Annotated in this window: 19 protein-coding genes; 11 read left to right on the forward strand and 8 right to left on the reverse strand. The window is 66.8% G+C overall.

The window, feature by feature from the left end:
• Nucleotides 1-143: 143 nt before the first annotated feature.
• Nucleotides 144-2,789, reverse strand: coding sequence for an aminopeptidase N (pepN, locus tag FHT98_RS20360; RefSeq protein WP_142115108.1), 2,646 nt, complete (start codon nt 2,787-2,789; stop codon nt 144-146).
• A 79-nt stretch (nt 2,790-2,868) separates the two neighbouring features.
• Nucleotides 2,869-4,317, reverse strand: coding sequence for a cation diffusion facilitator family transporter (locus FHT98_RS20365; RefSeq protein WP_142115110.1), 1,449 nt, complete (start codon nt 4,315-4,317; stop codon nt 2,869-2,871).
• A 104-nt stretch (nt 4,318-4,421) separates the two neighbouring features.
• On the opposite strand from FHT98_RS20365, the gene FHT98_RS20370 reads away from it, so the two are divergent.
• The 6 genes from FHT98_RS20370 to FHT98_RS20395 all read left to right on the forward strand — a co-directional run bounded on the left by FHT98_RS20370 (nt 4,422) and on the right by FHT98_RS20395 (nt 9,202).
• Nucleotides 4,422-4,871 carry a VOC family protein gene (locus FHT98_RS20370; protein WP_091855705.1) on the forward strand — a complete coding sequence of 150 codons (450 nt, stop codon included), beginning with the start codon at nt 4,422-4,424 and terminating at the stop codon, nt 4,869-4,871.
• 4 nt (nt 4,872-4,875) lie between these two features.
• Complete coding sequence (locus FHT98_RS20375) at nt 4,876-5,772, forward strand: PfkB family carbohydrate kinase (RefSeq protein WP_142115112.1); 897 nt, start codon at nt 4,876-4,878, stop codon at nt 5,770-5,772.
• 102 nt (nt 5,773-5,874) lie between these two features.
• Nucleotides 5,875-6,222, forward strand: a complete 348-nt coding sequence (locus FHT98_RS26275; protein ID WP_185745227.1) for a hypothetical protein — start codon at nt 5,875-5,877, stop codon at nt 6,220-6,222.
• Nucleotides 6,223-6,406: 184 nt separating this feature from the next.
• Nucleotides 6,407-7,294, forward strand: a complete 888-nt coding sequence (locus FHT98_RS20385) for a DUF1003 domain-containing protein (protein ID WP_142115116.1) — start codon at nt 6,407-6,409, stop codon at nt 7,292-7,294.
• 73 nt (nt 7,295-7,367) lie between these two features.
• Nucleotides 7,368-8,396: an ABC transporter substrate-binding protein gene (locus tag FHT98_RS20390; RefSeq protein WP_091855702.1), complete on the forward strand. Its 1,029-nt coding sequence runs from the start codon at nt 7,368-7,370 to the stop codon at nt 8,394-8,396.
• 110 nt (nt 8,397-8,506) lie between these two features.
• Nucleotides 8,507-9,202 carry an urease accessory protein UreE gene (locus FHT98_RS20395; protein ID WP_113586012.1) on the forward strand — a complete coding sequence of 232 codons (696 nt, stop codon included), beginning with the start codon at nt 8,507-8,509 and terminating at the stop codon, nt 9,200-9,202.
• Between the two features lie 58 nt (nt 9,203-9,260).
• On the opposite strand, the gene uxuA is transcribed toward FHT98_RS20395, so the two are convergent.
• Nucleotides 9,261-10,457: a mannonate dehydratase gene (uxuA, locus tag FHT98_RS20400; protein ID WP_142115118.1), complete on the reverse strand. Its 1,197-nt coding sequence runs from the start codon at nt 10,455-10,457 to the stop codon at nt 9,261-9,263.
• Nucleotides 10,458-10,503: 46 nt separating this feature from the next.
• Complete coding sequence (locus FHT98_RS20405) at nt 10,504-11,199, reverse strand: GntR family transcriptional regulator (RefSeq protein ID WP_061964395.1); 696 nt, start codon at nt 11,197-11,199, stop codon at nt 10,504-10,506.
• Nucleotides 11,200-11,377: 178 nt separating this feature from the next.
• Between FHT98_RS20405 and FHT98_RS20410 the strand changes: the two genes are divergently transcribed.
• The 4 genes from FHT98_RS20410 to FHT98_RS20425 all read left to right on the forward strand — a co-directional run bounded on the left by FHT98_RS20410 (nt 11,378) and on the right by FHT98_RS20425 (nt 15,447).
• Nucleotides 11,378-12,568, forward strand: a complete 1,191-nt coding sequence (locus FHT98_RS20410; RefSeq protein ID WP_061964393.1) for an extracellular solute-binding protein — start codon at nt 11,378-11,380, stop codon at nt 12,566-12,568.
• An 89-nt stretch (nt 12,569-12,657) separates the two neighbouring features.
• On the forward strand, nt 12,658-13,725 hold the full coding sequence (locus FHT98_RS20415) for an ABC transporter ATP-binding protein (protein ID WP_061965530.1): 1,068 nt from the start codon (nt 12,658-12,660) through the stop codon (nt 13,723-13,725).
• Complete coding sequence (locus FHT98_RS20420; RefSeq protein ID WP_244492694.1) at nt 13,722-14,612, forward strand: ABC transporter permease; 891 nt, start codon at nt 13,722-13,724, stop codon at nt 14,610-14,612. The genes FHT98_RS20415 and FHT98_RS20420 overlap by 4 nt, the downstream gene beginning before the upstream one ends.
• A 4-nt stretch (nt 14,613-14,616) precedes the next feature.
• Nucleotides 14,617-15,447: an ABC transporter permease gene (locus FHT98_RS20425; RefSeq protein WP_061964391.1), complete on the forward strand. Its 831-nt coding sequence runs from the start codon at nt 14,617-14,619 to the stop codon at nt 15,445-15,447.
• A 34-nt stretch (nt 15,448-15,481) separates the two neighbouring features.
• Here FHT98_RS20425 and FHT98_RS20430 read toward each other — a convergent pair whose 3' ends face one another.
• Complete coding sequence (locus FHT98_RS20430) at nt 15,482-17,278, reverse strand: ABC transporter ATP-binding protein/permease (protein ID WP_185745228.1); 1,797 nt, start codon at nt 17,276-17,278, stop codon at nt 15,482-15,484.
• Nucleotides 17,279-17,576: 298 nt separating this feature from the next.
• On the opposite strand from FHT98_RS20430, the gene dusA reads away from it, so the two are divergent.
• On the forward strand, nt 17,577-18,602 hold the full coding sequence (gene dusA / locus FHT98_RS20435; RefSeq protein ID WP_465246919.1) for a tRNA dihydrouridine(20/20a) synthase DusA: 1,026 nt from the start codon (nt 17,577-17,579) through the stop codon (nt 18,600-18,602).
• 100 nt (nt 18,603-18,702) lie between these two features.
• On the opposite strand, the gene FHT98_RS20440 is transcribed toward dusA, so the two are convergent.
• Genes FHT98_RS20440 through FHT98_RS20450 form a run of 3 tightly spaced genes read right to left on the reverse strand, consistent with a single transcriptional unit; the run spans nt 18,703 to nt 22,760 of the window.
• Nucleotides 18,703-20,286, reverse strand: coding sequence for an ABC transporter substrate-binding protein (locus FHT98_RS20440; RefSeq protein WP_142115123.1), 1,584 nt, complete (start codon nt 20,284-20,286; stop codon nt 18,703-18,705).
• Nucleotides 20,287-20,293: 7 nt separating this feature from the next.
• Complete coding sequence (locus FHT98_RS20445; RefSeq protein ID WP_244492693.1) at nt 20,294-21,274, reverse strand: aminotransferase class IV; 981 nt, start codon at nt 21,272-21,274, stop codon at nt 20,294-20,296.
• Nucleotides 21,264-22,760 carry a M81 family metallopeptidase gene (locus tag FHT98_RS20450; RefSeq protein ID WP_142115125.1) on the reverse strand — a complete coding sequence of 499 codons (1,497 nt, stop codon included), beginning with the start codon at nt 22,758-22,760 and terminating at the stop codon, nt 21,264-21,266. Before FHT98_RS20450 ends, FHT98_RS20445 begins: the two co-directional genes overlap by 11 nt.
• Nucleotides 22,761-22,866 lie beyond the last annotated feature (106 nt).

Genomic DNA, 22,866 nt, shown 5'->3' on the forward strand with positions numbered 1-22,866 from the left:
GCGCCTCGGTTTGTCTAGCCCTGAGTTGAGTCAGGAGTGTCGAATTCTCCTTTAGGTTGCAGTGCTTATGCCGATGAATCCTGCGCGGGTAATGAAACGTTAATCTTTTGGACAGGTCGGCGTTAACGATTCCCGGAGAGCGCTCAGGCGAGCGCTCTTTCGGCGATGTCGGCGACGTCCCGCGACAGGTTCGGCAGGGCCGCGACGGTGCTCAGCGCCTCCCGCGCCAGGCGCTTTCGGCCGGGCTCCAGCATGCGCCAGCTCTTGAACGAGCCGAGCAGTCGCGAAGCGACCTGCGGATTGGTCTTGTCGAGCGCGACGACGATATCGGCGACGAAATCATAGCCTGCGCCATCCGCCCGGTTGAACTGGGTCAGGTTCGCCGCGAAGCCGCCGATCAGCGCCCGCACGCGATTGGGATTGCCGAGCGAGAAGGCTGGGTGCTGCATCAGCGTCTTGACGCGTTCCAGCGTGCCGGGTTCGGCGATCAGCGCCTGCGCCATCAGCCATTTGTCGAGCACCAGCGGCTCGTTGGCATAGGCCTCGGCGAAACGCGCGATCAGCGACTCCCGGCGCTCGCCTGGGATCAGCGTCATTGCCGCGAGCGCGGCGAGGCGATCGGTCAGGTTGTCGCCATCGGCGAATTGCTGCTCACAGAGATCGGCAGCCTCGGTCGGAGCGGCCAGCGCCGCCAGCCCGAGCAGTTCGTTGCGCAGTGCGCGTCGCCCTGCCGAGGCTGCATCGGGGCGATAGGCGCCGCTGGCTGCGAGCGCGCCTCGCAGGCCCGGCAACTCGCCGAGCAGGGCGGTGCCGATCGCGGTCGACAGTTTGCGATGGGCGGCGAAGATCGCGTCGGGGTCGACATCCCCACCGATCTCACGAGCGATATCGGCCGGCGCGGGCAGGCGCAGCACCTGCGCCGCGAAGGCCGGGTCGGACAGCCCATCCGCCTTGAGGAAGCTACGCAGTGCTTCGCCGAGCTTGCCGGCGGTCGCTGCCAGCACGTCCGCATCGGCACCGGGCTTGCCGGCAGTCACGAGCACGCGCGTCGCGACGCTCTGGAGCGATTGCCAGCGATTGAAGGAATCGCTGTCGGCCGAGAACAGCCGGAGCAGGTCCGCATCCGACAAATCGAGATCGAGCCGCGCAGGCGCCGAGAAGCCGCGCATCAGCGAGGGGATCGGCGCTTCCGCGACGTCCTCGAAGGTGACCGACAGTGACGGCTGGTCGAGCACGACGAGCCCGTCGCCGGCATAGGCGTTGGACGCGGTCTTCAGCGGCAGGTCGCCCTTCGCGCCGACGAGGCCGAGCTTGATCGGCAGCACGACGGGCTGCTTCTCCGTCTGGCCGGGTGTCGGCGGCGTGCTCTGCGCGAGGTCGAGCGTGTAGCGCTTCGCCGCCGCGTCGTAGCGGCCGGAGGCGACGATGGTCGGCGTGCCCGCCTGCTCGTACCAGCGGGCGAAATGATCGAGGTTCTGGCCCGAGGCCTCGGCGAAGCAGCCGAGGAATTCCTCGATTGTCGCGGCCGTGCCGTCGCAGCGCTCGAAATAGAGGTCCATGCCGCGCTTGAAGGCGTCCTCACCGATCAGGACCTTGAGCATGCGGATCACCTCCGCGCCCTTCTCATAGACCGTCGGCGTGTAGAAGTTGTTGATTTCCTTGTAGGCGCGCGGCCTGACCGGATGGGCGAGGGGGCCGGCATCCTCCGAGAACTGGGTCGAGCGCAGGGTGCGGACATCGGCGATGCGCTTTACAGGGCGCGAGCGCTCGTCGGCGGAGAATTCCTGGTCGCGGAAGACGGTGAGCCCTTCCTTCAGGCAGAGCTGGAACCAGTCGCGGCAGGTGATGCGGTTGCCGGTCCAGTTGTGGAAATACTCATGGGCGATGATCGCCTCGATCGAGGCGTAGTCGCCGTCGGTCGCAGTCTGCGGATCGGCGAGCACGTATTTGTCGTTGAAGATGTTGAGGCCCTTGTTCTCCATCGCCCCCATGTTGAAATCGGAGACGGCGACGACGTTGAACATGTCGAGATCGTAGTTGCGGCCGAAGACCTGCTCGTCCCAGCGCATGCATCGCACCAGCGAATCCAGCGCCCAGCCGGCACGATCGGCCTTGCCCGGTTCGACATAGACGGCGAGCTCGACCTTGTGGCCGTCGGCGGTGACGTAATCCTGCCGGACATGGTCGAGCGCCCCGCCGACCAGCGCGAAGAGATAGGCGGGCTTGGGGTGCGGGTCGTGCCAGACGGCGAAGTGCCGGTCGCCGCCGGGCAGCTCCGCCGCCGCGACGAGATTGCCGTTGGAGAGCAACACCGGCGCTTCCGCCTTCGCCGCTTCGAGCCGGACGGTATAGACGCTCATCACGTCCGGTCGATCGAGGAAATAGGTGATGCGGCGGAAGCCATCCGCCTCGCACTGCGTGCAATAGACCTTCGAGGAGCGGTAGAGCCCCATCAGCTTGGTATTGGCGGAGGGGTCGAGCTCGGTCTCGATCGTCAGCGTGAAATCATGCGCCGGCGGGGCGGGGATCGTCAGCGCCTGCGGCGTCACCGTGTAGCTAGCGGGGTCGAGCGGCTTGCCGTCGATGGCGAGCGACTTCAGCACAAGTTCGTCGCCGTCGAGCTTGAGCGGCGCGCCGGGCTGGCCCTCCGGGTTGGGCCGCAGCGCCAGCAGGGCGCGCACCCGCGTCTTCTGCGGATGCAGGCTGACATCGAGATCGACCGTGTCGATCAGCCAGTCGCTGGGGCGGTAATCCTCGAGGCGGATCAGCGGGGCATCTTCGGTACGCATGGGAACCCTGATGGCGAGAGTCAGGGTGCGTGTGTAGCCTTTGCCGGACGGGGCCGGAAGCCTCGTCCGGCGCGACGGGTCAGTTTGCCCCGGCCGGAACCGCGGGCTCCGCATGGCTCACCAGCCGGCAGACCTGCGGGCGGGCGATCCGAACCGCGCGTTCGATCGCATCGACCGCGTCATGCACGGCGGCGACGTTAAGCCCCGGGTCGACGCGGCAATGGTAGTTGACGACCAACCCCTTGGCGGTCTGGCGCACGCGCACGCTGTGGATGTCGTGGATCGGCCCGGAGAGCTTCGCGGCCTCGCCGGCGAGCGCCTTGCCGATATCCTCGACCGTTTCCCAGGCGGCGTTATGGCCGGCGGGCTGGCCCGTCTCCATCGGCTCGATATGGGTCTCGACCTCGGTCTCGCCGCCGAATTCGGCCCGGATCGCGCTTTCCAGCCGGGTCGCGATCTCATGGGCTTCGCCGAGCGGCAGGCTCTGGTCGACTTCCATGTCGAGGCTGACGGAAAGCTTGTCGCCGATCGAGTGGACGGTGACATGGTGCACCGGGATCTTGAGCTTGAGCGCGATCAGCAGCACGCGCTCCAGCGCCGTCTCGTCGTCGACCTGCACGGGATCGGCCGTGATCGTGATCTCGGCATCGGGCTCGACCTTCACCAGCGCCTCGCCGAGCTGGGCCTTGATCGCCACCACCCGGTCGAGCGGCAGCGTCCGCGAGACGCTGATGCCGATCTCGCCATGGACGCGCCCGCCGGTCGGACGCACCCGGAGCCAGTTGACGCCGACCACGCCCGGCACGCCGCGCGCGATCTCGCGGAGCTTTTCACTCATGCCCTCGGGAGCTGTGTCCATCAATGTGTCGAGGACGCGCCGGGCAAGGCGATAGGCCGAAAAGGCGGTATAGGCCGCGATCGCGAAGGCGGCTGCGGTATCGGCCCGCTCGATGCCGTACCAGACGCCGATGAGGCCGACGAGCACCAGCGTCGAGCCGACGAAATCAGCCGAGAAATGCGTGGCTTCGGCGGCAAGCGCCTCGCTGCCGGTCTCCTTGGCGACCTTGGTCAGCGAGCGCCAGCGAATTGCGTCGACGATCATGGAGAGCACGAGCACGCCGATGACGAGCGGCGTCACCTCGACATGCGCGATGACGTTGGTCCAGAGCCGGTTGCCGGCCTCCCACAGAATCGCGCCGGCGAGCGTGAACAGGATCGCGGTCTCGACCAGCGCGGCCAGCGCCTCGACCTTGCCGTGGCCGTAATGGTGCTCGTCATCGGCCGGCTTGTCGGAGGCGCGGACGGCGAACCAGGTGAACAGCGTCGAGCCGACATCGACCAGCCCCTGCAGCGCGTCGGTGAGCAGGGCGAGCGAGCCGGAGATGGTGGCGCCGACGATCTTCGCGGCCGTCAGCAGGATCGTCGCCATCACCGAGAGGATCGCAGCGCGCTGCTTGATCTGCGCGATCTGTGCGGGCGTGGCGCGCACGGCCGGTGCCGTTTCCGGCCCGTCTTGCGTTGTCGTCATGGCGCGTCCTGTTCGGATGGCTTGGCGAGTTGGTCTGAAGTGCCGATGCTCTTGCCTGATTTAGGAAACGGATCAACCCTGCCGCCACACAACGAGGACGACCGATGCGATATCTCCACACCATGGTGCGCGTGACCGATCTGGATCAGGCGCTGGATTTCTACGTCAACAAGTTCGGGCTGGTCGAAACCCGCCGCATCGAGAACGAGAAGGGCCGCTTCACGCTGGTCTTCCTCGCAGCCTCCGACGACCTGGCGGGAGCGAAGGCCGGCGCCTCGCGCGGCAGTCCGACGCTGGAGCTGACCTATAACTGGGACCCGGAAACCTATACCGGCGGCCGCAATTTCGGCCATCTCGCCTATGAGGTCGACGACATCTACGCGCTCTGCGACAAGCTGATGAAGGCCGGCGTCACCATCAACCGCCCGCCGCGCGACGGCAACATGGCCTTCATCCGCTCGCCCGACAACATCTCGATCGAGCTGTTGCAGAAGGGCGATCCGAAGCCGCCGGCCGAGCCGTGGGCGAGCATGCCGAATACCGGGAACTGGTAAGGCCTTGGCCGGCGTCTTCTGCCTGGGTATCGCGACGCTGGACTATGTCTACAGCGTCGAGACCATGCCGACCCGCGGCGAGAAATACCGCTCGCGCGGGCTCGCCGTGGTCGGTGGCGGCTGCGCCGGCAATGCCTCGGTCGCGATCGCCCGCCTCGGCGGCGCCTGCTGGCTGGCGACGCGCCTCGCCGATGACCTGACCGGCGACCAGATCGTGGCTGATCTCGAATCGGAAGGCGTCGATGCGGCCTTCGCGCGCCGCGTCGCCGGCCTGCGCTCTCCGGTCTCGGCCATCCTGGTCGATGCCGAAGGCGAGCGCATGGTGATCTCCTATTCCGATCCGGCCATGCCGGAGGACGTCGCTTGGCTACCTTCGCGCTTGCCGGCGGGAGCAGGCGCCGTGCTTGCCGATACCCGCTGGGGGGAGGGGGCGCTTGCCGCCCTGACGCTCGCTCGCGCAGCCGGCGTGCCCGGCGTGCTCGACGGCGATCGCAGGCCGCCGCATCCCGATCTGGTGGGCACGGCGAGCCATGTCGCCTTCAGCCAGCAGGCCCTGCGCGAGATTTCGGGCGAGGACGATCCGCGTGCCGGCCTGAGCAAGGTGGCGGCCGGCATCCCGACCTGGCTTGCGGTCACGCTCGGCAAGGAAGGCGTGCTCTTCGTCGAGGGCGGCGAGGTCCGGCACAGCCCGGCTTTCGTCGTCGACACCGTCGATACGCTGGGCGCAGGCGATGTCTGGCACGGCGCCTTCGCGCTCGCCTTGGCCGAGGGGCAGCACGAACCGACCGCGATCCGCTTCGCCTCGGCGGCCGCCGCGATCAAATGCACCCGCTTCGGCGGCCGCAGCGGCGCCCCGCGCCGCGACGAGGTCGAGCGCTTCCTCGCGCAGGCCGGCGCCTAACTGTTTCGCCGCTCTCTTCCCTCTTTCCTCCAGCGTCGCGCAGCCGTCACGCGCGTCGGGCATCTGACCCGGCGCGCGCTGCCGCGCTCAGGAGAGAGCATCATGCTGGCGATCCAGGGTCTCAAATGCATCTACGACACCACGGGGAAGGGTTGGTCGATTGAACTCGTTCTCCGGGCCGATGGGGAGGAGGCCGTGCGCCGCTTCGATGTCGACGGGGCCGAGGATGCCGAATTGCTGATCGAGGCCTTCGAGGATTCCTCGGCCAGCGCCTTCGATCCGGAAACCGGCGAGATCGTCTTCGGCTACGAATATCTCGACCTCGACGAAGAGGGCGAGGAAGAGGATGAAGACGAAGACGAGGGTGAGGAGGAAGAGGAAGCCGACGAATCCGAAGAGGATGGCGAGGATTCTGACGAGATCGGCAAGGACGAGAAGCCGAAGGGCTGAAGCCCTCGCCTGAAGAGGGCTCTTCCAGCCCCCGCGACGATCATGAGCCCGGAGAGGCCGCCGCCTCGCCGGGCAAGCTGTTTCTGGTCCTGGCTGCCATCGGCGCGGCTTTTTCGGGTGCTGGTATCGGCGCGGGGATCAGGTGCAATCTGCGCAAGGCTCAAGACGCAATGACAGGCAGGGAATGACACAGGAACAGGATGACGATCGGGTCGCGGAGGCGCCGTCGGGCGCTCTCGCGACCCTGGCCGATCCGGCGAGCCTCGCCGGCGCAGCCAGCAAGAAGCGCGGAATTTGCGCCATCAGCGGCCAGGAGATGGCGCGCCGGAACCTCGTCGAGGTCGGCACGCTGCGCCCGGCGCTCGCCGACCATATCCGCGCCGATTTCCCCGATATGCCCGATCATGCGCTGATCAGCCTGAAGGAGCTCGCCCGCTACCGCACCCGCTATGTCGAGGAGATCCTGCGCGAGGAGCACGGCGAATATTCCGACCTCGACCGCGAGGTCGCCGAAAGCATCGCCCGGCAGGAGACCATCGCCGAGAATACCGAGGATGATTTCGAGGAGCACCGCACGCTGGGCGAGCGCTTCTCCGACAATCTCGCGAGCTTCGGCGGCTCCTGGGCCTTCCTGATCAGCTTCGGCTTCGTGCTCGTCGTCTGGATGGCGATCAACGGCCTGATGGGGGACGCCAAGGCTTTCGACCCCTATCCCTTCATCCTGCTGAACCTAGTGCTGTCCTGCATCGCGGCGGTGCAGGCGCCGATCATCATGATGAGCCAGAAACGGCAGGAATCGAAGGATCGGCTGCGCTCGCTCAACGATTATCAGGTCAATCTCAAGGCCGAGCTCGAAATCCGGCATCTGCACGAGAAGATGGACCATCTCGTCACCCGGCAATGGCAGCGCCTCGCCGAGATCCAGCAGGTCCAGCTCGAGATGCTGCAGGAAACGCAATTGCCGAAGACGAGGCTGAAGCGGCGCAAGAAGCCGGCGGCCAAGAAGAAACGCGCGCAGCCGGCCGAGGCGGTCGCCATCGCCGCGGCCGATAAGCCGGAAGGCGAGGCTTAGCCGCCCCTCGCTTGACTCCCCATCCTCCCGCCGGTCATTTCGTCGGCAAACGAATCCGATCGGGAGGATCACCATGGTTGCTTCGCGTTTTGCGCCTGTTGGCGCGCTCTTGGCCGGCTTGGCTTTCTCGGCCCCGGCCTTCGCCCAGGGTCAGGTCACCGTCTATTGCTCGATCCTCGAGGAGCAGTGCCGCGAGGGCGCGGCGATGTTCGAGAAGGCGACCGGCATCAAGGTCGCGATGGTCCGCAAGAGCACCGGCGAGGTCTATGCGCAGGTCAAGGCCGAGGCGAGCAACCCGCGCGGCGACGTCTGGTGGGGCGGGCCGGGCGAGCCGCATCTCCAGGCGGCCGACGAAGGCCTGCTCGACGAGTACAAGTCGCCGAAGCTGCCGGAGCTGCATGACTGGGCGCAGCGCCATGCCGAGCAGTCCAAGTTCCGCACCAACGGCATTTATCTCGGCGCGCTCGGCGTCGGCTACAACACCGAGGTCCTCAAGAAGAAGGGCATCGCCGCGCCGAAATGCTGGGCCGACCTGCTCGATCCCAAGCTGCGCGACGAGGTCCAGATCGCCGATCCCAGCTCGTCCGGCACCGCTTATGTCTTCCTGGCGACGACGGTGCAACGCCTCGGCGAGGAGAAGGGCTTCGAGTTCCTCAAGAGCCTGCACAAGAACATCAGCCAGTACACCAAGTCCGGCATCGCCCCGGTCAAGGCGGCGGCGCTTGGCGAGACGGCGGTCGGCATCGCCTTCATCCACGACATGCTGACGCAGAAGCTGCAGGGCGCGCCGATCGAGACGGTCGCTCCCTGCGAGGGCACTGGCTACGAGACCGGCTCGGTCTCGGTCATCAAGGGCGGCAAGAACCCCGAGGCCGCGCGCAAATTCGTCGATTTCACGCTCTCGCCCGATGCTCAGAACATCAATGCGAAGCTGAAGATCAACTCGATCCCGTCGAACAAGAATTCGCTGCTCTCGCCGGACGCGCCGAAATTCTCGGAGATGAAGCTGATCGACTACGACACCCCGCGCTGGGGCTCGCCGGCCGAGCGCTCGCGCCTGCTCAAGAAGTTCGACACCGAGGTCAAGGCGCTGCCGCGCTGAGACCCCTGTGACATCCGAGCTTGGTAGCACGGCCGCCGGTTTGTGCTACTAAGCTGCGATCCGGGCTCGGGCGCGTGGCGCCCTGGCCTCAAGCCATGGGATCGCCGCCGATGCTCCGCGCCACCTCCGTCCTTCGCAAGGCCGCCGTCAAGGCCGAGCGCGTCGTCGATACGCTGGCCCTCGGTCACCGCGACCGCACGATCAATGGCGTCAGTGTCCGCGCGACGGGCGGGCTGGAACTCGCGATCTCGCTCGACAAGGCGGCGACGCTGAACGACGGCGACGCGCTGAAGCTGGAAGACGGCACGCTGGTCCAGATCAAGGCGGCGCCGGAAAGCCTGCTGGAAATCCGCGCCGAGAACCCGCTGCGGCTGGTGCGTCTCGCCTGGCATCTCGGCGGCCATCACGTCCCGGCCGAGATGGCGGCCGACGCCCTTTACATCCCGAACGATGCGGCGCTCGGCGAATTGGTGCGTGGGCAGGGCTGCTCCATGACGGTGGTCGAGCGTCCGTTCCAACCGGAGGCGGAAGTCCATCACCACGCCCATGGCGATGATTGCGGTTGCGGGCACGACCACCATGACCACCATCATGGCCATGACCACGGCCATGGGCATCATCACGACCATCACGGCCACGATCATGCGCATGGGCACAAGCACGAGCATGGTCACGAGCACCAGCATGCCCATGGCGAGGGTTGCGGCTGCGGCCATGACCACGATCATCACGGGCACGGCCACCACGATCATGGCCACGGCCATGGCGCCGCCCATGGCCACAAGGGCCATTCCCACGATCACTGAGGCCGCGGGCGCTTCGATAGTTTAGCAAAGGCGGGCCTTTTGGCCCGCCTTTCGCGTCTCAGGCAGCGTAGCCCTTGACCTGTGCAAGGGCGGCCATGACGCCGCGCAGCTCGGCCAGCCCGCGCAGACGCCCGACGGCGGGATAGCCCGGGAAGCTGCCCTTGCCGACATCGTCGAGCAGTTCGTGGCCGTGGTCCGGCCGCATCGGGATCTGCCAGGCGCTGAGGCCGGCAGCCTTCCGGCGCTGCTCCTCGGCCATCAGCGCATCGACCAGCGCGACCATGTCGGTGTCCCCGCCGAGATGCTCGGCCTCCATGAACGAGCCGTCCGGGTCCTTGGCGACGTTGCGCAGATGCGCGAACCAGATCTTGTCGGCGAAGCGCCGCGCGATCTTGGGCACGTCGTTCTTCGGATTGGCGCCGAGCGAGCCCGAGCACAGCGTCAGTCCGTTCGCGGAGGATTCCACCGAGCCGAGGATGTAGGCGATGTCCTCCTCCGTCGAGCAGATCCGCGGCAGGCCGAACAGCGAGCGCGGCGGATCGTCCGGATGGATGCACATGCGGATGCCGACCTCCTCGGCGGTCGGGATGATCGCTTCGAGGAAGCGCTTCAGGTTGGCGCGCAGCTTATCGTGCGTCATGCCGGCATAGCGATCGAGGATGCGGGCGAGGCCGGGCAGGTCGTAGCGGTCGAACGCGCCGGGCAGGCCGGCCATCACGCTGGAGAGCAGCCGGTCGCGATCAGCCTGCGAGGAGTTGTCGAACCAGGCCTTCGCCTTGTCCATCACCGCGGCGGAATGGCCCTCGTCGGCGCCCTTGCGCTTCAGCATGAAATGGTCGAGCGCGACATATTCATGCAGGTTGAAGCGCAAAGCCGTGCCGCCACCCGGCAGCTTGTGGGCGAGCTCGGTGCGGGTCCAGTCCAGCACCGGCATGAAATTGTAGCAGATCACCTCGAGGCCGCAGGCGGCGAGGTTGCGCATCGACTGGCGGTAGTTCTCGAAGATGGTTTCGAGGTCGCCCTCGCCGATCTTGACGCTCTCATGAATCGGCAGGCTCTCGACCACCTTCCATTCCAGGCCGAGGCTCTTGTCGGCGCGCACGATCGCCTGGCGCTTCTCGATCTCATCGACGCTCCAGACCACCCCATAAGGGATCTGGTGCAGCGCGTTGACGATGCCGGTCGCGCCAGCCTGCCGGGCCTGCGCCAGAGTCACGACATCGTCCGGCCCGAACCAGCGCCAGCATTGTTCCATGGTGTGATATCCTTACAAGAGATGTCGCTGGTCGGGGACGCGGGCGTCAGGAGGCTTCGTGGGCGAGGCGGGAATCGTCGAAGGCGTCCGCATGGTCTTTCGCGATCGTGTCGATCGTCGCGAAGACGGTGCGCAGATGCGCGCGCATCGCGGCCTCCGCGCCTTTCGCGTCGTGCTTCATGACGCAGGCCGCGATGATCCTGTGCTCGTTCAGGATCACCTCGGACCAGGACGGCGTCTCCAGCGAGAGACAGCGCACCCGGTCCATCTGGGCCTTCATGCCTTCGATCATGCTCCAGACGGCACGATGGCCGGCAATGCGCGAGATCTCGGCATGGAACACCTCGTCGAGGCGGAAGATCTCGGTCCTGTCCCCCCGCTGCACGGCTTCCGCCTGCTCCTCGACCTGCGCCGCGAGCCGGCGGCAATCGGCGTCGCCGATGCGCTGCGCGGCCAGCACGACGGTGCGGCACTCCAGCGTCTCGCGCACGAACTGGCTGTCATGGACGGCGGCGAGGTCGATCGGCGCGACGAAGGTGCCGACCTGCGGCACGGCGACGAGGAAGCCTTCATCGACCAGCCGCTTGAACGCCTCGCGCACGGGTGTGCGGCTGACGCCGAAGCGCAACGCCATCCGCGCCTCCGACATCGCTTCACGCGGTTTCAGCGCGCCGCTGATCACGTCGGTGCGCAGCACGCTGTAGATCTGGTCCGTGCTATGACGGGTTGCAGGGTGGGCCATTGCCAAGCTCTCGACGACTAGTATACTAGGATACTGATCAACCGGGGGCTGCGTCAACTTGGCAGGTTCGTCGACTTGATAAGTTCCTGGATCGAGGGGCAGGAACGGGATCGCGGCGGCCGGATCGGCGCAGCATAATAAAGTTCATAAGCGGGCATCCGCATCGGGAGGAGAAATCATGGCTCACGACAGCATCAATCGGCGTCATTTCATCGGCGGCGTCGCCGGACTCGGTGTCGCAGCGCATGCGCCGGGCGTGTTCGCGCAGCAGCTCAAGCTGCCGGCGGCTCCGCTCACCATCAGCGTCATCGACGTCGGCGGGGCGCTCGCCCTCGTCCAGACGCCGCTGGAGAACTATCCGAAGGCGAATCCCAAGGCCGTCTCGCGGATGGTCTTCACCAAGGCCCCGGCGCCAGAGCTGCCGGCGAAGATCAAGGCCCAGCAGAACGCTGGCCGCGTCGATATCGATCTCGTCATCGGCGGCCTCGACGTGCTTTCGGCGGGCATCGAGCAGAAGCTCTGGGTCGAGCTGCTGCCGAGCCACGCATCCGAGTTGCCGAAGCCCGAGGATGTCTTCCTCAAGCCGGCGCTGGCCATGCACAATCTCGGCCAGGGCCAGGGCATGGCGATGGTCTATTACCCCTCCGGGCCGCTGCTCGAATATATGCCCGAGCGCGTCAAGCAGGTGCCCACCACCGCCGAGGAGCTGCTGGCCTGGACCAAGCAGAACAAGAACCGCTTCTTCTACGGGCGCCCGGCCAATTCCGGACCCGGCCGCACCTGGATCATGGGTCTGCCCTACCTCCTCGGCGACAAGGATCCGAAGGATCCCGAGAAGGGCTGGGACAAGACCTGGGCCTATCTCAAGGAGCTCGGCGAGAACATCGAGTATTACCCCGCCGGCACCGGCCAGACGATGAAGGAGCTCGGCGACGGCTCGCGCGACATCATCATCTCGACCACTGGCTGGGACATCAACCCGCGCGTGCTCGGCATCGTGCCGAAGGAAGCCAAGATCCAGGCCCTGAAGGGGTTCCACTGGGTCACCGACGCCCAGTACATGATGATCCCCAAGGGCGTTTCCGACGAGAAGCTCAACGTGCTGCTCGACCTGATCCGCCACATGCTGACCCCGGCGCAGCAGGCCTACACCTATGACGAAGGCTATTTCTATCCGGGTCCGGCGGTGAAGGACGTGCCGCTCTCGATGGCGCCTGCCTCCAGCCAGAAGGCCATCGCCGAGTTCGGCCGCCCCGAATACGAGAAGCTGATCGCCGACAACCCGATGGAAACCCCGCTCAACCCCGACAAGATGGTGATCGCCTTCCGGATCTGGGACGAGCAGGTCGGCGGCGCCAAGAAGAAGTAAGACTGGTGCGGCGGCGGGCTCCGGCACGCGCCGGGGGACCGCCGCCGTCCTTCGATCCCGTTTCTCAGATCCATCCGGAAGCCATGACCATCAACGCAGCTTCGTTCCGCGAGCTTCGGCTCGACCGTCTGAGCCGTGACTTCGGCACCCATAACGCGCTCAAGGACGTCTCGCTGACGATCGGCAAGGGCGAGTTCATCGCGCTGCTCGGCCCGTCCGGCTGCGGCAAGTCGACGACGCTGAACCTGATCGCGGGGCTGCTTCCGGCGACCGGTGGCGGCATCTGGCTCGACGACAGGCGCATCGATCCGCTGCGTCCGGAAGAGCGCGGCTTCGGCATGGTCTTCCAGAGCTATGCCCTGTTCCCGCATATGAACGTGAACAAGAACATCGGCTTCGGCCTGAAGATGCGCGGCCTGCCGCGCGCCGAGATCGACAAGCGCGTGGCGGAAGCCGCTGCGCTGGTGCGTCTCCAGGGCCAGACCGAGAAGCTGCCGGGCCAGCTCTCCGGCGGCCAGCAGCAGCGCGTCGCGATCGCGCGTGCCATCGTGGTCGAGCCGCCGTTGGTGCTGATGGACGAGCCGCTGTCGAATCTCGATGCCAAGCTGCGTCTCGAGATGCGCGCCGAGATCCGCCGCATCCACAACACGCTCGGCGCCACTACGATCTACGTCACCCACGACCAGGAGGAGGCGCTCTCGCTCGCCGACCGGATCGTGGTGCTGCGCGACGGTCAGGTCCGCCAGGTCGGCGCGCCGGAAGACCTGTTCATGCGGCCGGACCATCTCGACGTCGCCGAGTTCATGGGCTTCCGCAACAAGGTCAAGGGCAAGGTCGCCTCCGTCGGCGAGGGCAGAGCGACGGTCGCTGTCGGCGATGCGCAGCTTTCGGGCCGCGCGCGTCACACACTCTCCGCTGGTGCCGAAGGCTATCTGGCGATCCGCCCGGAGGATCTGCATCCGGTGGCGGCCGGGCAGGCCGGCCTCAAGGCGCAGGTCGTCTCGACCGAGTTCCGCGGCCGCGAATTCGTCGGCTTCGCCCGCATGGCGGATGGCACGGATCTGTCCTTCCTCGCCCATGACAAGCTGGCGCCGGGCGAGACCGTGACGCTCGCCGCCGATCCCGAGCGCGTCCTCGTCTATGGAGCGGCGGCGTGAGTGCGGACATCACCTCCATCCCGCTGAAGCAGCGGCTGGCGGCGCGCGGGCTGGACGGGCTGACGCTGCTCGTCGTCCCCGCGATCCTGTTCCTGCTGGCGCTGTTCATCTATCCGTTCCTGTACGGGCTCGTGCTCTCCTTCGAGCCGAAGCAGGGCGGCATCTTCGCCAACTACCAGCGCTTCTTCTCCGATTCCTTCCTCTATGGGACGATCGGGACCACGCTCTGGCTCGCCTTGCCGGTGACGGTCGCGACGCTGCTCTTGGCGATCCCGATCGCCTTCCGCGTCCGGCTGATGAAGAACCAGCGCCTGCTGACCACGATCCTGGTGATCCCGATCACGCTCGGCACCGTGCTCGTCGCCGAGGGCCTGCTGAACTATCTGGGGCCGCAGGGCTGGTTCAACCGCGTGCTAATGACCTTCGGCATCATCTCCTCGCCGGTGAAGCTGCTGCATAATTACTGGGGCGTGATGCTCTCGCTGGTCATCACCGGCTTCCCCTTCACCTTCCTGCTGACCTTGTCCTACCTCTCCGGCATCGATCCGGCGCTGGAACAGGCGGGCGCGACGCTGGGTGCCGGGCCGTGGGAGCGCTTCAAGCACATCCTGTTCCCGCTCCTGCTGCCGGGGCTTGCGATCACCTTCTGCCTGAGCTTCGTGCAGGCCTTCTCGGTCTTCCCCTCGGCCGTGCTGCTCGGCGCGCCCTCGGGGCCGACCCGGGTGATCTCGATCGCGGCCTATCAGGCGGCCTTCGAGGAATACGACTACTCCATGGCTTCGGCCGTCGCGATGATCATGGGCGTGGTTCAGCTCGCCATCGTCGTCGTGGTCCTGGCCGCGCGCGGCATGTTGTATCGCGGCCCTGCCGGCGGCGGAAAGGGCTGATCCGATGGTCAAGGATACCCGTCTCTCGACGAAGCTCTGGGCCGCCGCCAACTGGACGCTGATCGGCTTCTTCATCGTCAACCTCTTCGCGATGATCGCGACGGTGGTGACCTCGTCCTTCTCGACGCGCTGGCTCGGCACCTGGCTGCCGGCCGGCTGGACGACGCGCTGGTATGCGGCCGCATGGTCCGAGTTCCAGCTTTATGAGGTGCTGCTCGTCACGTTCCAGATCGTCTTCCTGGTGGTGGCGCTCTCAGGGCTGATCGGCGTGCCGGCGGCCTATGCGCTGGCGCGGCGCGACTTCCCGGGCAAGAAGCTCGTCATGCTGCTCTTCCTGCTGCCGCTCCTGGTGCCGCCGATCACCTTCGGCATTCCGCTGGCGACGGTGCTCTACCAGGCGGGCTTCGCCGGCCAGATGTCGGGCGTCGTGCTCGCCAATCTCGTGCCGACGGTGCCCTTCGTCATCCTGGTGATGATCCCGTTCATCGAGCAGATCGACACCAAGATCGAGTCGGCGGCGCGCGTCTTCGGTGCCAACACCTTCAAGCTCTTCGTGCATGTGCTGCTGCCGCTGCTGCTGCCCGGTATCCTCGCCGCGTTGCTGCTGGTGCTGGTGCGCACCCTCGCGATGTTCGAACTGACCTTCCTCACGGCCGGCCCGACCAGCCAGACGCTCGTCGTCGCGCTCTACTACGCTGTCTTCGCCTCCGGTGTTCGTGCGGTGCAGTCGATCGACGCGATGGCGGTGATCTACATGGTCACCACCCTGATCTGGCTGGTGATCGCGCTCCGCTTCGTCAATCCGACGCAGATCGTCGCCAGAGCGAAGAAATGACCCGGATCGGCGGCGCTTAAGACGAGCGCCGCCGTCACGGACTGTCGTAAGGTTCCGGGCGTTCGTCCTCATTGTCGGCGCCGCGGCTCCTGAACAGCCGCCACAGCGATTTCCGCAGGCGCCTGGACGTCATGTGAGCGCCCGCAGGCCTGCGCTCCAGCGTGATCTTCTGGTCGTGATAATCCTCGAGGCCGGGACGATGGCCGACGCTGATCAGCGTCGCCGCCGCGAGTTCCTCCTGGAACAGGTTCAGCAACGAAGCCTGGCTCTCCTCGTCGAGCGCCGAGGTTGCCTCGTCCATCACGATGATATCGGGCTTTTGCAGCAGCAGGCGGGCGAAGGCGACGCGCTGGCGCTCACCTCCGGACAGGATGCGGTCCCAGTCGTCTTCCTCTGCGTCGAGCTTCTTTGCGAGATAGCTCAGGCCGCAGCGTTGAAGCGCCGCGAGGACAGCCTCGTCCGTCACGACGCGGTCCGCATCCGGATAGAGCAGTATGGTGCGCAGAGTGCCCTTTGGGAGATAGGGCTTCTGCGGCACGAAGGCGATCGACTGGCCGGCGGGTACCCTGATCGAGCCGGAACCCCAAGGCCAGATCCCGGCTATCGCGCGGATCAGCGTGCTCTTGCCGGAACCGCTCTCGCCCGCGATCAGCGCCTTCGCACCCTGCGCAATGGTCACGGTGGCATCGGCCAGGACGACGCGGCCATTGCTGTGGGCGATGGACAGGTTGTCGAGATGGATCGCGCCGTCATCGCTTTCGCCGAGCTCGATGCCGGTGTCCTTGTCCATGATCGTGCCGATATCCAGCGCCTCGATCTCCTCCATCAGCTCGTCGACACGGGTGACCGAGGCGAACCATTCGGCGAGCCGCACGAAATTGTCGACGAACCAGATCAATGCGGCCTGGACCGCGCTGAAGGCTGCGACGACCTGCACGACCGCGCCCAGCGTGACGTCACCGGACAGGAATTTCGGTGCGATCAGCAGGAGCGGCACGATCGGGAAGAGCGCGGCGTTGGTGTTGAGCACCAGCGCGATCACACCCTGCTGGCGCACGATCCTGAGCCAGGCCGCAACGACGTGGCCATAGCTTTTCCCGGCGGAGCTGCGCTCGTCGGCATCACCCCGGATCAACGCGATGCTCTCGGCATTTTCGCGCAATCGCGTCATCTCCGCCCGGAACTGCGCCTCCATCTCGTTCTTGTGAGCGACACGCGCAACGAGGGGGCGGCCGGCAAAATAGGCGGCAAGTGAAGCGACCACGGCATAGACTACGGCTGCGAGCGCCATATAGCTGGGGATCACGATCGTGGTCCCGCCGAGCGCGAATTCGGCCGAGCCGGCGACCTGCCAGAGGATTGCGGCGAAGGTCGCCGCCGTGACGAAGGCGCTGATCAGCCCGATCGCGAGCTCGACCAGGGGCTCGATGGCGAGGCGGACATCCTCGGCGATGCGGTACTCCGGGGCGGTCATGTTGTTGGCCAGGAAGCCCAGGCGATAATAGCGCTGGTCGGCGATCCACCAGCCGGCGAGGCGACGCGTCAGGTTCTCGCGCCAGCGCACCTGCAGCAGCATCCGGCTGACCACGAGGCCGGACATCGACAGCGCGGCGGCTCCAAGGAGAAAAGGCAGCCAGCCGACTGTCGCCCAGACGGCGCCGACATCGCGCTTTTCCAGAGCATCGAAGAACCAGCGGTTCCAGCGGTTGATGCCGACCGCGGCGCCGGTTTGCGCTGCGATGAAGACGAGGACGGTGATCGTCAGGACCCAGGCACGCCACCGTGCCCTGCCGCGCCAGTAGCGCAGCGCGATCCCGAAGAACTGACGCATACGCGAGCGTCGCAAAACGCGCGGAGCTTCGGCCATACCAACTCCGCTTCTTCCAGGGCTGTGCGGGACGAGGTGACGCGCGACCTCTGCCCTTCCAACCGCAGGCCGGCGGCACAGTTCCATGGCGTTCGTCTCGGACGATGCTCCGGCCGGAGCCGGAGTTTCGCCGCGCCCCTCGCGCATCTCCGCGAATTGAGCCATATACGCCCAAGTTTCGCTGCCTCGGTACCGTTTGACGGCACGGTCGCCATGGCAGCGTCTCCGCATGAATGAACCAGGCACCGGCAGGCCACGCGCGTTGAATACACACATCCAGATCACCGCAGCTCGTGTCGAGGCGAGCTTCTGGCGCTTCTCCGTGGCGCCGATGATGGATTGGACGGACAGGCATTGCCGCGTCATCCACCGCCTGATGTCGCGCCACGCGCTGCTCTATACCGAGATGGTGACGGCGCAGGCCGTGATCCGGGGCGATCGCCAGCGCCTGATCGGCTTCGATGCGATGGAGCATCCCGTCGCGCTCCAGCTCGGCGGCAACGATCCCGCGCTGCTGGCGGAAGCCGCGAAGATCGGCGCCGATTTCGGTTATGACGAGATCAACCTGAACTGCGGCTGCCCCTCCGACCGGGTGCAGGGCGGGGCCTTCGGTGCCTGCCTGATGCGCGAGCCGGCTCTGGTTGGCGACTGCGTCGCCGCGATGAAGGCGGCGGTCTCCATTCCCGTCACCGTGAAATGCCGGATCGGCGTCGACGATCAGGACCCTGAAAGCGCGCTCGATGCGCTGACGGCCGCGGTGCGGGCGGCCGGCGTCGATGCCCTGATCGTCCATGCCCGCAAGGCCTGGCTACAGGGGCTCTCGCCCAAGGAGAACCGCGAGATCCCACCGCTCGACTACGAGCGTGCCTATCGCCTGAAGGCGGCCAATCCGGACCTGCCGGTCGCGATCAACGGCGGCATCAAGGCGCCCTCCGAGTGGCCGGCGTATCTGGAGAAGCTCGACGGCGTCATGATCGGCCGCGAGGCCTATCAGAACCCGGAGATCCTGCTTCAGGCCGATCCGCTGCTCTTCGGGCAGGAGGCGCCGGTGACGGACGCCTTCGCCATGCTGGAGGCGCTGGAGCCGTACATCGCTGCGCATCTCGAGCGGGGCGGGCGCGTGCATGCCTTCACGCGCCATCTCGTCGGCCTGTTCCCGGGCCGTCCCGGTGCGCGCGCCTTCCGCCGCCACCTGGCCGAGCGCTGCGTCGGCGCCGATGCGACGCTGGACGACCTGCGCGCCGCCATTGCCCATGTGTCGCGCCACGAGGCCGCCGCGGCGGCCTGAACCGGCCCTGCTGGGAAAGGTAAAGCCCGCCGGATCGTTCCGGCGGGCTTTTCCATGCGGGCGCGGGCCAAGCCGCTCGCCCGGTCAATGAGCCAGGTTTTCAGGCCCGGCGAACGTTCCAGAACAACGGAGACGACGCAGTCAGGATGCCTTGCAGGTTGCTGCGATAGGCCGTCTTCGGAATGATCTGCCCAAGTGGCACGACAGGCACGGTGTTGAGCGCGCTGCGCTGGATATCGTCGAGCAGCTTCTGTGCCTGCCCCTCATCGGTGCTGGCCAGCCACTGCGCGGTGAGGCTCTCCATCTCCGGGCTGTCGTGCCAGCCGAACCAGCCGGATGCGCCGGCTCCGCGGATATAGAGGTTCTCCGCCGGATTCGTGACCGAGGAGCCCGGCCAGTTGGTGTGGAAGATGCTCCAGCCGCCGCGTTCCACCGGCTCCTTCGAGGTGCGGCGCTGGACGACCGTGCCCCAGTCCATGGTCTGCACGTCGACATTCAGGCCGAGGCGCTTCAGCAGATCGGCGGTGATGTCGCCGAGCGGCGCGATCAGCGGATGGTCTGCGGCGTGCAGCATGACGATCTTCTCGCCCTTGTAGCCGGAGGCCTCGATCGCGGCCCGGGCGGCTTTCAGGTCCGGCGGCTGCTTCATGATCCCGGCGCCGAGCTCGTTCACGCCCGGCAGGCCGCAGGGGAACATCGCCCGGCAGACGCGGTAGCTGTCGGTATCGCCCGCCATCACCGTCTGCATGTAGTCGTCCTGCGTGACGGCCGCGAGGATGGCCCGCCGCAGCGCAGGGTTGTTGAACGGCGCCTCGAGATGGTTGAAGCGCATCCCGAGGATGAGGCCGTAGGGATCGAGCGTGCTGGTGGTGACGTTCTTGTCCGAGGTGAGCGTCGACATGAGGTCGGGCAGGGGGCGCTCCCACCAGTCGACCTCGCCGCGCTGAAGCGCGCTCGCTGCCGTCGCCGCATCGGTGATGACATGCCATTCGAGGCGGTCGAAATTCACGCGCTTGCCGCCCGCCGTCCAGTTGGCGGGTTCCTCGCGCGGCACATAGCCTTCGAACTTCTCGTAGACGATCCGCGAGCCGGGGACGAATTCGTTGGCGACGAAGCGGAACGGCCCCGATCCCACCATCTCCTTGACGGGCGTCATCGGGTCGGAATTTGCGATCCTCTCCGGCATGATGAAAGCGGCCGAGGAGTGCGGCTTGCCGAGAGCGCGCAGGAATTGCGGGAAGGGCCGCTTCAGCCTGACGCGGATCGTCTTGTCGTCGACGGCCTGCCATTCGTCGACGACCGTGCCCAGCGCCTGGCCGAAGCTGTCGCGCGTGCTCCAGCGCTTGAGGCTGGCGACGCAATCGCGCGCACGGACCGGCTCGCCATCGTGGAATTTGAGCCCGTCGCGCAGCTTGATCTCATAGGTCTTGCCGTCGTCGGCGGTCGTGGCGCCAGCGGCCATCTGCGGCTGCGGCCGCAACTGGTCGTCGACCGCGAAGAGGTTGTCGAACACGCAGTAGCCATGCGTGGTCGAGACCGCTGCCGTCGTCACCACCGGGTCGAGGATGGCGAGGTTGGTTTCCGGAATGAACTTCAGCGTGCGTGCCGCCGTGCCTTGGGCGATAGCGGGGCGGGCGATGGCGGCAGCACCTGCCGCGCCGATGAACTGACGTCTGTTGAGCATGATGGTTCTACTCCGAGGCGAGGGCGGCGGGAACGGTGTAATCGACCGGCTCGCCGAGCCAGCCATCGGCGCGGCGCTGCCAGTAGGCGGCGTGGATGCGGGCGGTGAACGGGCCGGGGCCGTTGCGGATGGCTTTGGCGTCGACCGAGGCGACGGGGAGAACCCCGCCGGCCGTCGTCGTGAGAAAGGCCTCATCGGCATCGCGCAGGGCGGCGACGGGCACGTCGGTTTCCTCGACCGAGATGCCGAGATCGGCGCAGAGTTCCATCACCGTGCGCCGGGTCATGCCGTCGAGCATGCCGCTGCGCGGCGTGAGCAGCTTTTCGCCCTTGCGGACGAAGATGTTGAAGCCGGGGCCTTCGAGGAGATGGTCCTGTCCATCGGTCAGCACGACGGTTTCGGCGCCATGGTCGAAGGCTTCGAGCAGGCCGAGCTCGAAGTCGAGCCAGTGATAATGCTTGACCATCGGGTCGACCGAGGTTGCCGGCACGCGATGGCGGCTGCCGATATGGACGTGGAGCCCGCGCTGCTGCACCTCGGGCGTCGCGATCCAGACATAGGGAATGCAGAAGGCCTGGAAGCGTTGCGTGCAGAGCCGGATGTCGCGGCTGCCGATCGGGGGGCGGCCGCGCGTCATGATGATCTGCACATAGGCGTTGTCGTAACCGGCCGTGGCGATCAGGGCATGGATCGCGCCACGGATCTCGTCCCGGCTGAGCGGGGAGGTCATGCGCAGGCGCTCCAGCGAGCGCCAGAAGCGGTCGAGATGGTCGTCGAGCCTGAACAGCAGCCCGTCCCAGGCGGAGATCGTCTCCTGGCAGGCATCGGAGCGCAGAAAGCCCCAATCGAGCAGCGGCAGGCTGGCTTCGGCGACGGGCACGATCCTGCCGTCGATCCAGGCCGTGCCCGCGGCGAAGCGGGCCTCGACCGGAGGAGCGTTCCGGCTGCGCGATGGCGTCGGCCAGGAAAGCAAGGTGTCAGGCGTCACGGTGGTTCTCCATGAAAACGGGCTGCTGCTGGTCGTCGCAGGGCCAGAAAGGGCGCTTCTTCACTTGCCAGGCGATGCTCGCGAGGTCCGGCGCTGTCGGGCCGGCGCCACCGACCATCACCCAGGAGGTGTCGGCATCGAGCAGGGTGCGGAAGTTCATCGGGTTCTTGAGGACGGCGATCTTGCAATCGCGGATATCGACGCCCGCCGCCCGATACTGCTCGTCGCCGTACTCGTAGGTCGCGTAGGTCGGCACCACGATCCGCAGCCTGCCCGCCCGCAGGACGGCGGTCGGCCCCATCTGTCCCGGCGTGCCGGCGCTGATGCCGCCTGTATAGGTGAAGTGGCCGTCATGCAGGCTCTCGACGACGACCTCCGTCTCGACCGGGGGGTGGAAGCGTGGGTCGAGCGAGGAGCCGATGCGCATGCGGGCGGTTTTGCCGATGCCGAGGTCGAAGGCCTCTGCCGCCGCGGCCGGATCGACGACAAGGACGGCCGACTCCGCATCGGGGCCGGCACGCAGCAGAGCCGCCAGCACGGCCGGCGCATCGCCGGGCGCCCCGCCCCCGACGCAGTCGGGCGCATCGGAAATCAGGACGCGGGCGGGTCGGTCGAGGGCTTCACGAACGGCTTCGTCGGGAGACAGGCACGCAAGCTCGAAGGCCCGGCGCCGGTCCCACATCGCCAGCACGATCTCTTCGGCGACAGCCGTTGCCGCGGCAGGATCGGCGTCCGTGACCGCCACCCCGGCAATGCCGAGATCGTCGATGTCGAGCCAGGGCTGGACGGGGAAGTAGCTCGCGGCGAGCGCGCGCCCGTCCGCCTCGATCCGGCGCGCCAGTTCGCGGACCTGGGCCATCGGCGCATCGCCATTGGTGGAGCCACCGACGACGGGCAGCAGGGCGTCGATGCGCCGGAGCCGCGTCACCGGCCTGATGCGCCCGTGCAGCGCTCCCGCGAGCAATTCTGCGGCGCGCCGCCCGGTGCCATGGGCGTCGACATGTGGATAGGTCTCGTAGCCGACGAGGATGTCGGCGTTGTCGGCCATGCGCGGCGTAACATGCGCATGGAGGTCGAGGCTCGCGGCGATCGGGATGCCCGGGCCGAGCGCCGCACGCAGGGCCGCGATGAGCGCGCCTTCGGGATCCGTCTCGCCCTCGCAGATCATGGCCCCGTGCAGGGCGAGGAAGATGCCGTCGACAGGCTGTTTCAGGATGCCCGCGACGATCCTGTCGAGGGTCTCGCGGTAGAAGGCGCCCTCGACGACGCCGCCGGAACCGCCATGGGCGACGAGGATGGGGACGATCTCGAGCCCCTCCTTGCGCAGCGCTTCGAGTGCGCCGGTGACCGCGAGGTCGCGCCCCTCGACCGCCGGGAGAACGCCGTCTCCTTCGACGAGCACCTTGCGGCTGAACGTATCCCGGCGGTTGATCTGCGACGAGAGCGTGTTGCCTTCGAATTCGAAGCTGGCCAATGCGACGCGCATGAACGTCCTTCCCTTTGATAGCTGGTTGGCGATGGACGCGATCCGGATCGAAGGCTGCCGGCTTCCCTTGTTTCTCGGCAGCTTCGGTTCTCGGTTCGCGAGGAGG

The organism is Allobosea sp. AK1 (genome assembly GCF_006714945.1).
Lineage (GTDB): Bacteria > Pseudomonadota > Alphaproteobacteria > Rhizobiales > Beijerinckiaceae > Allobosea > Allobosea robiniae.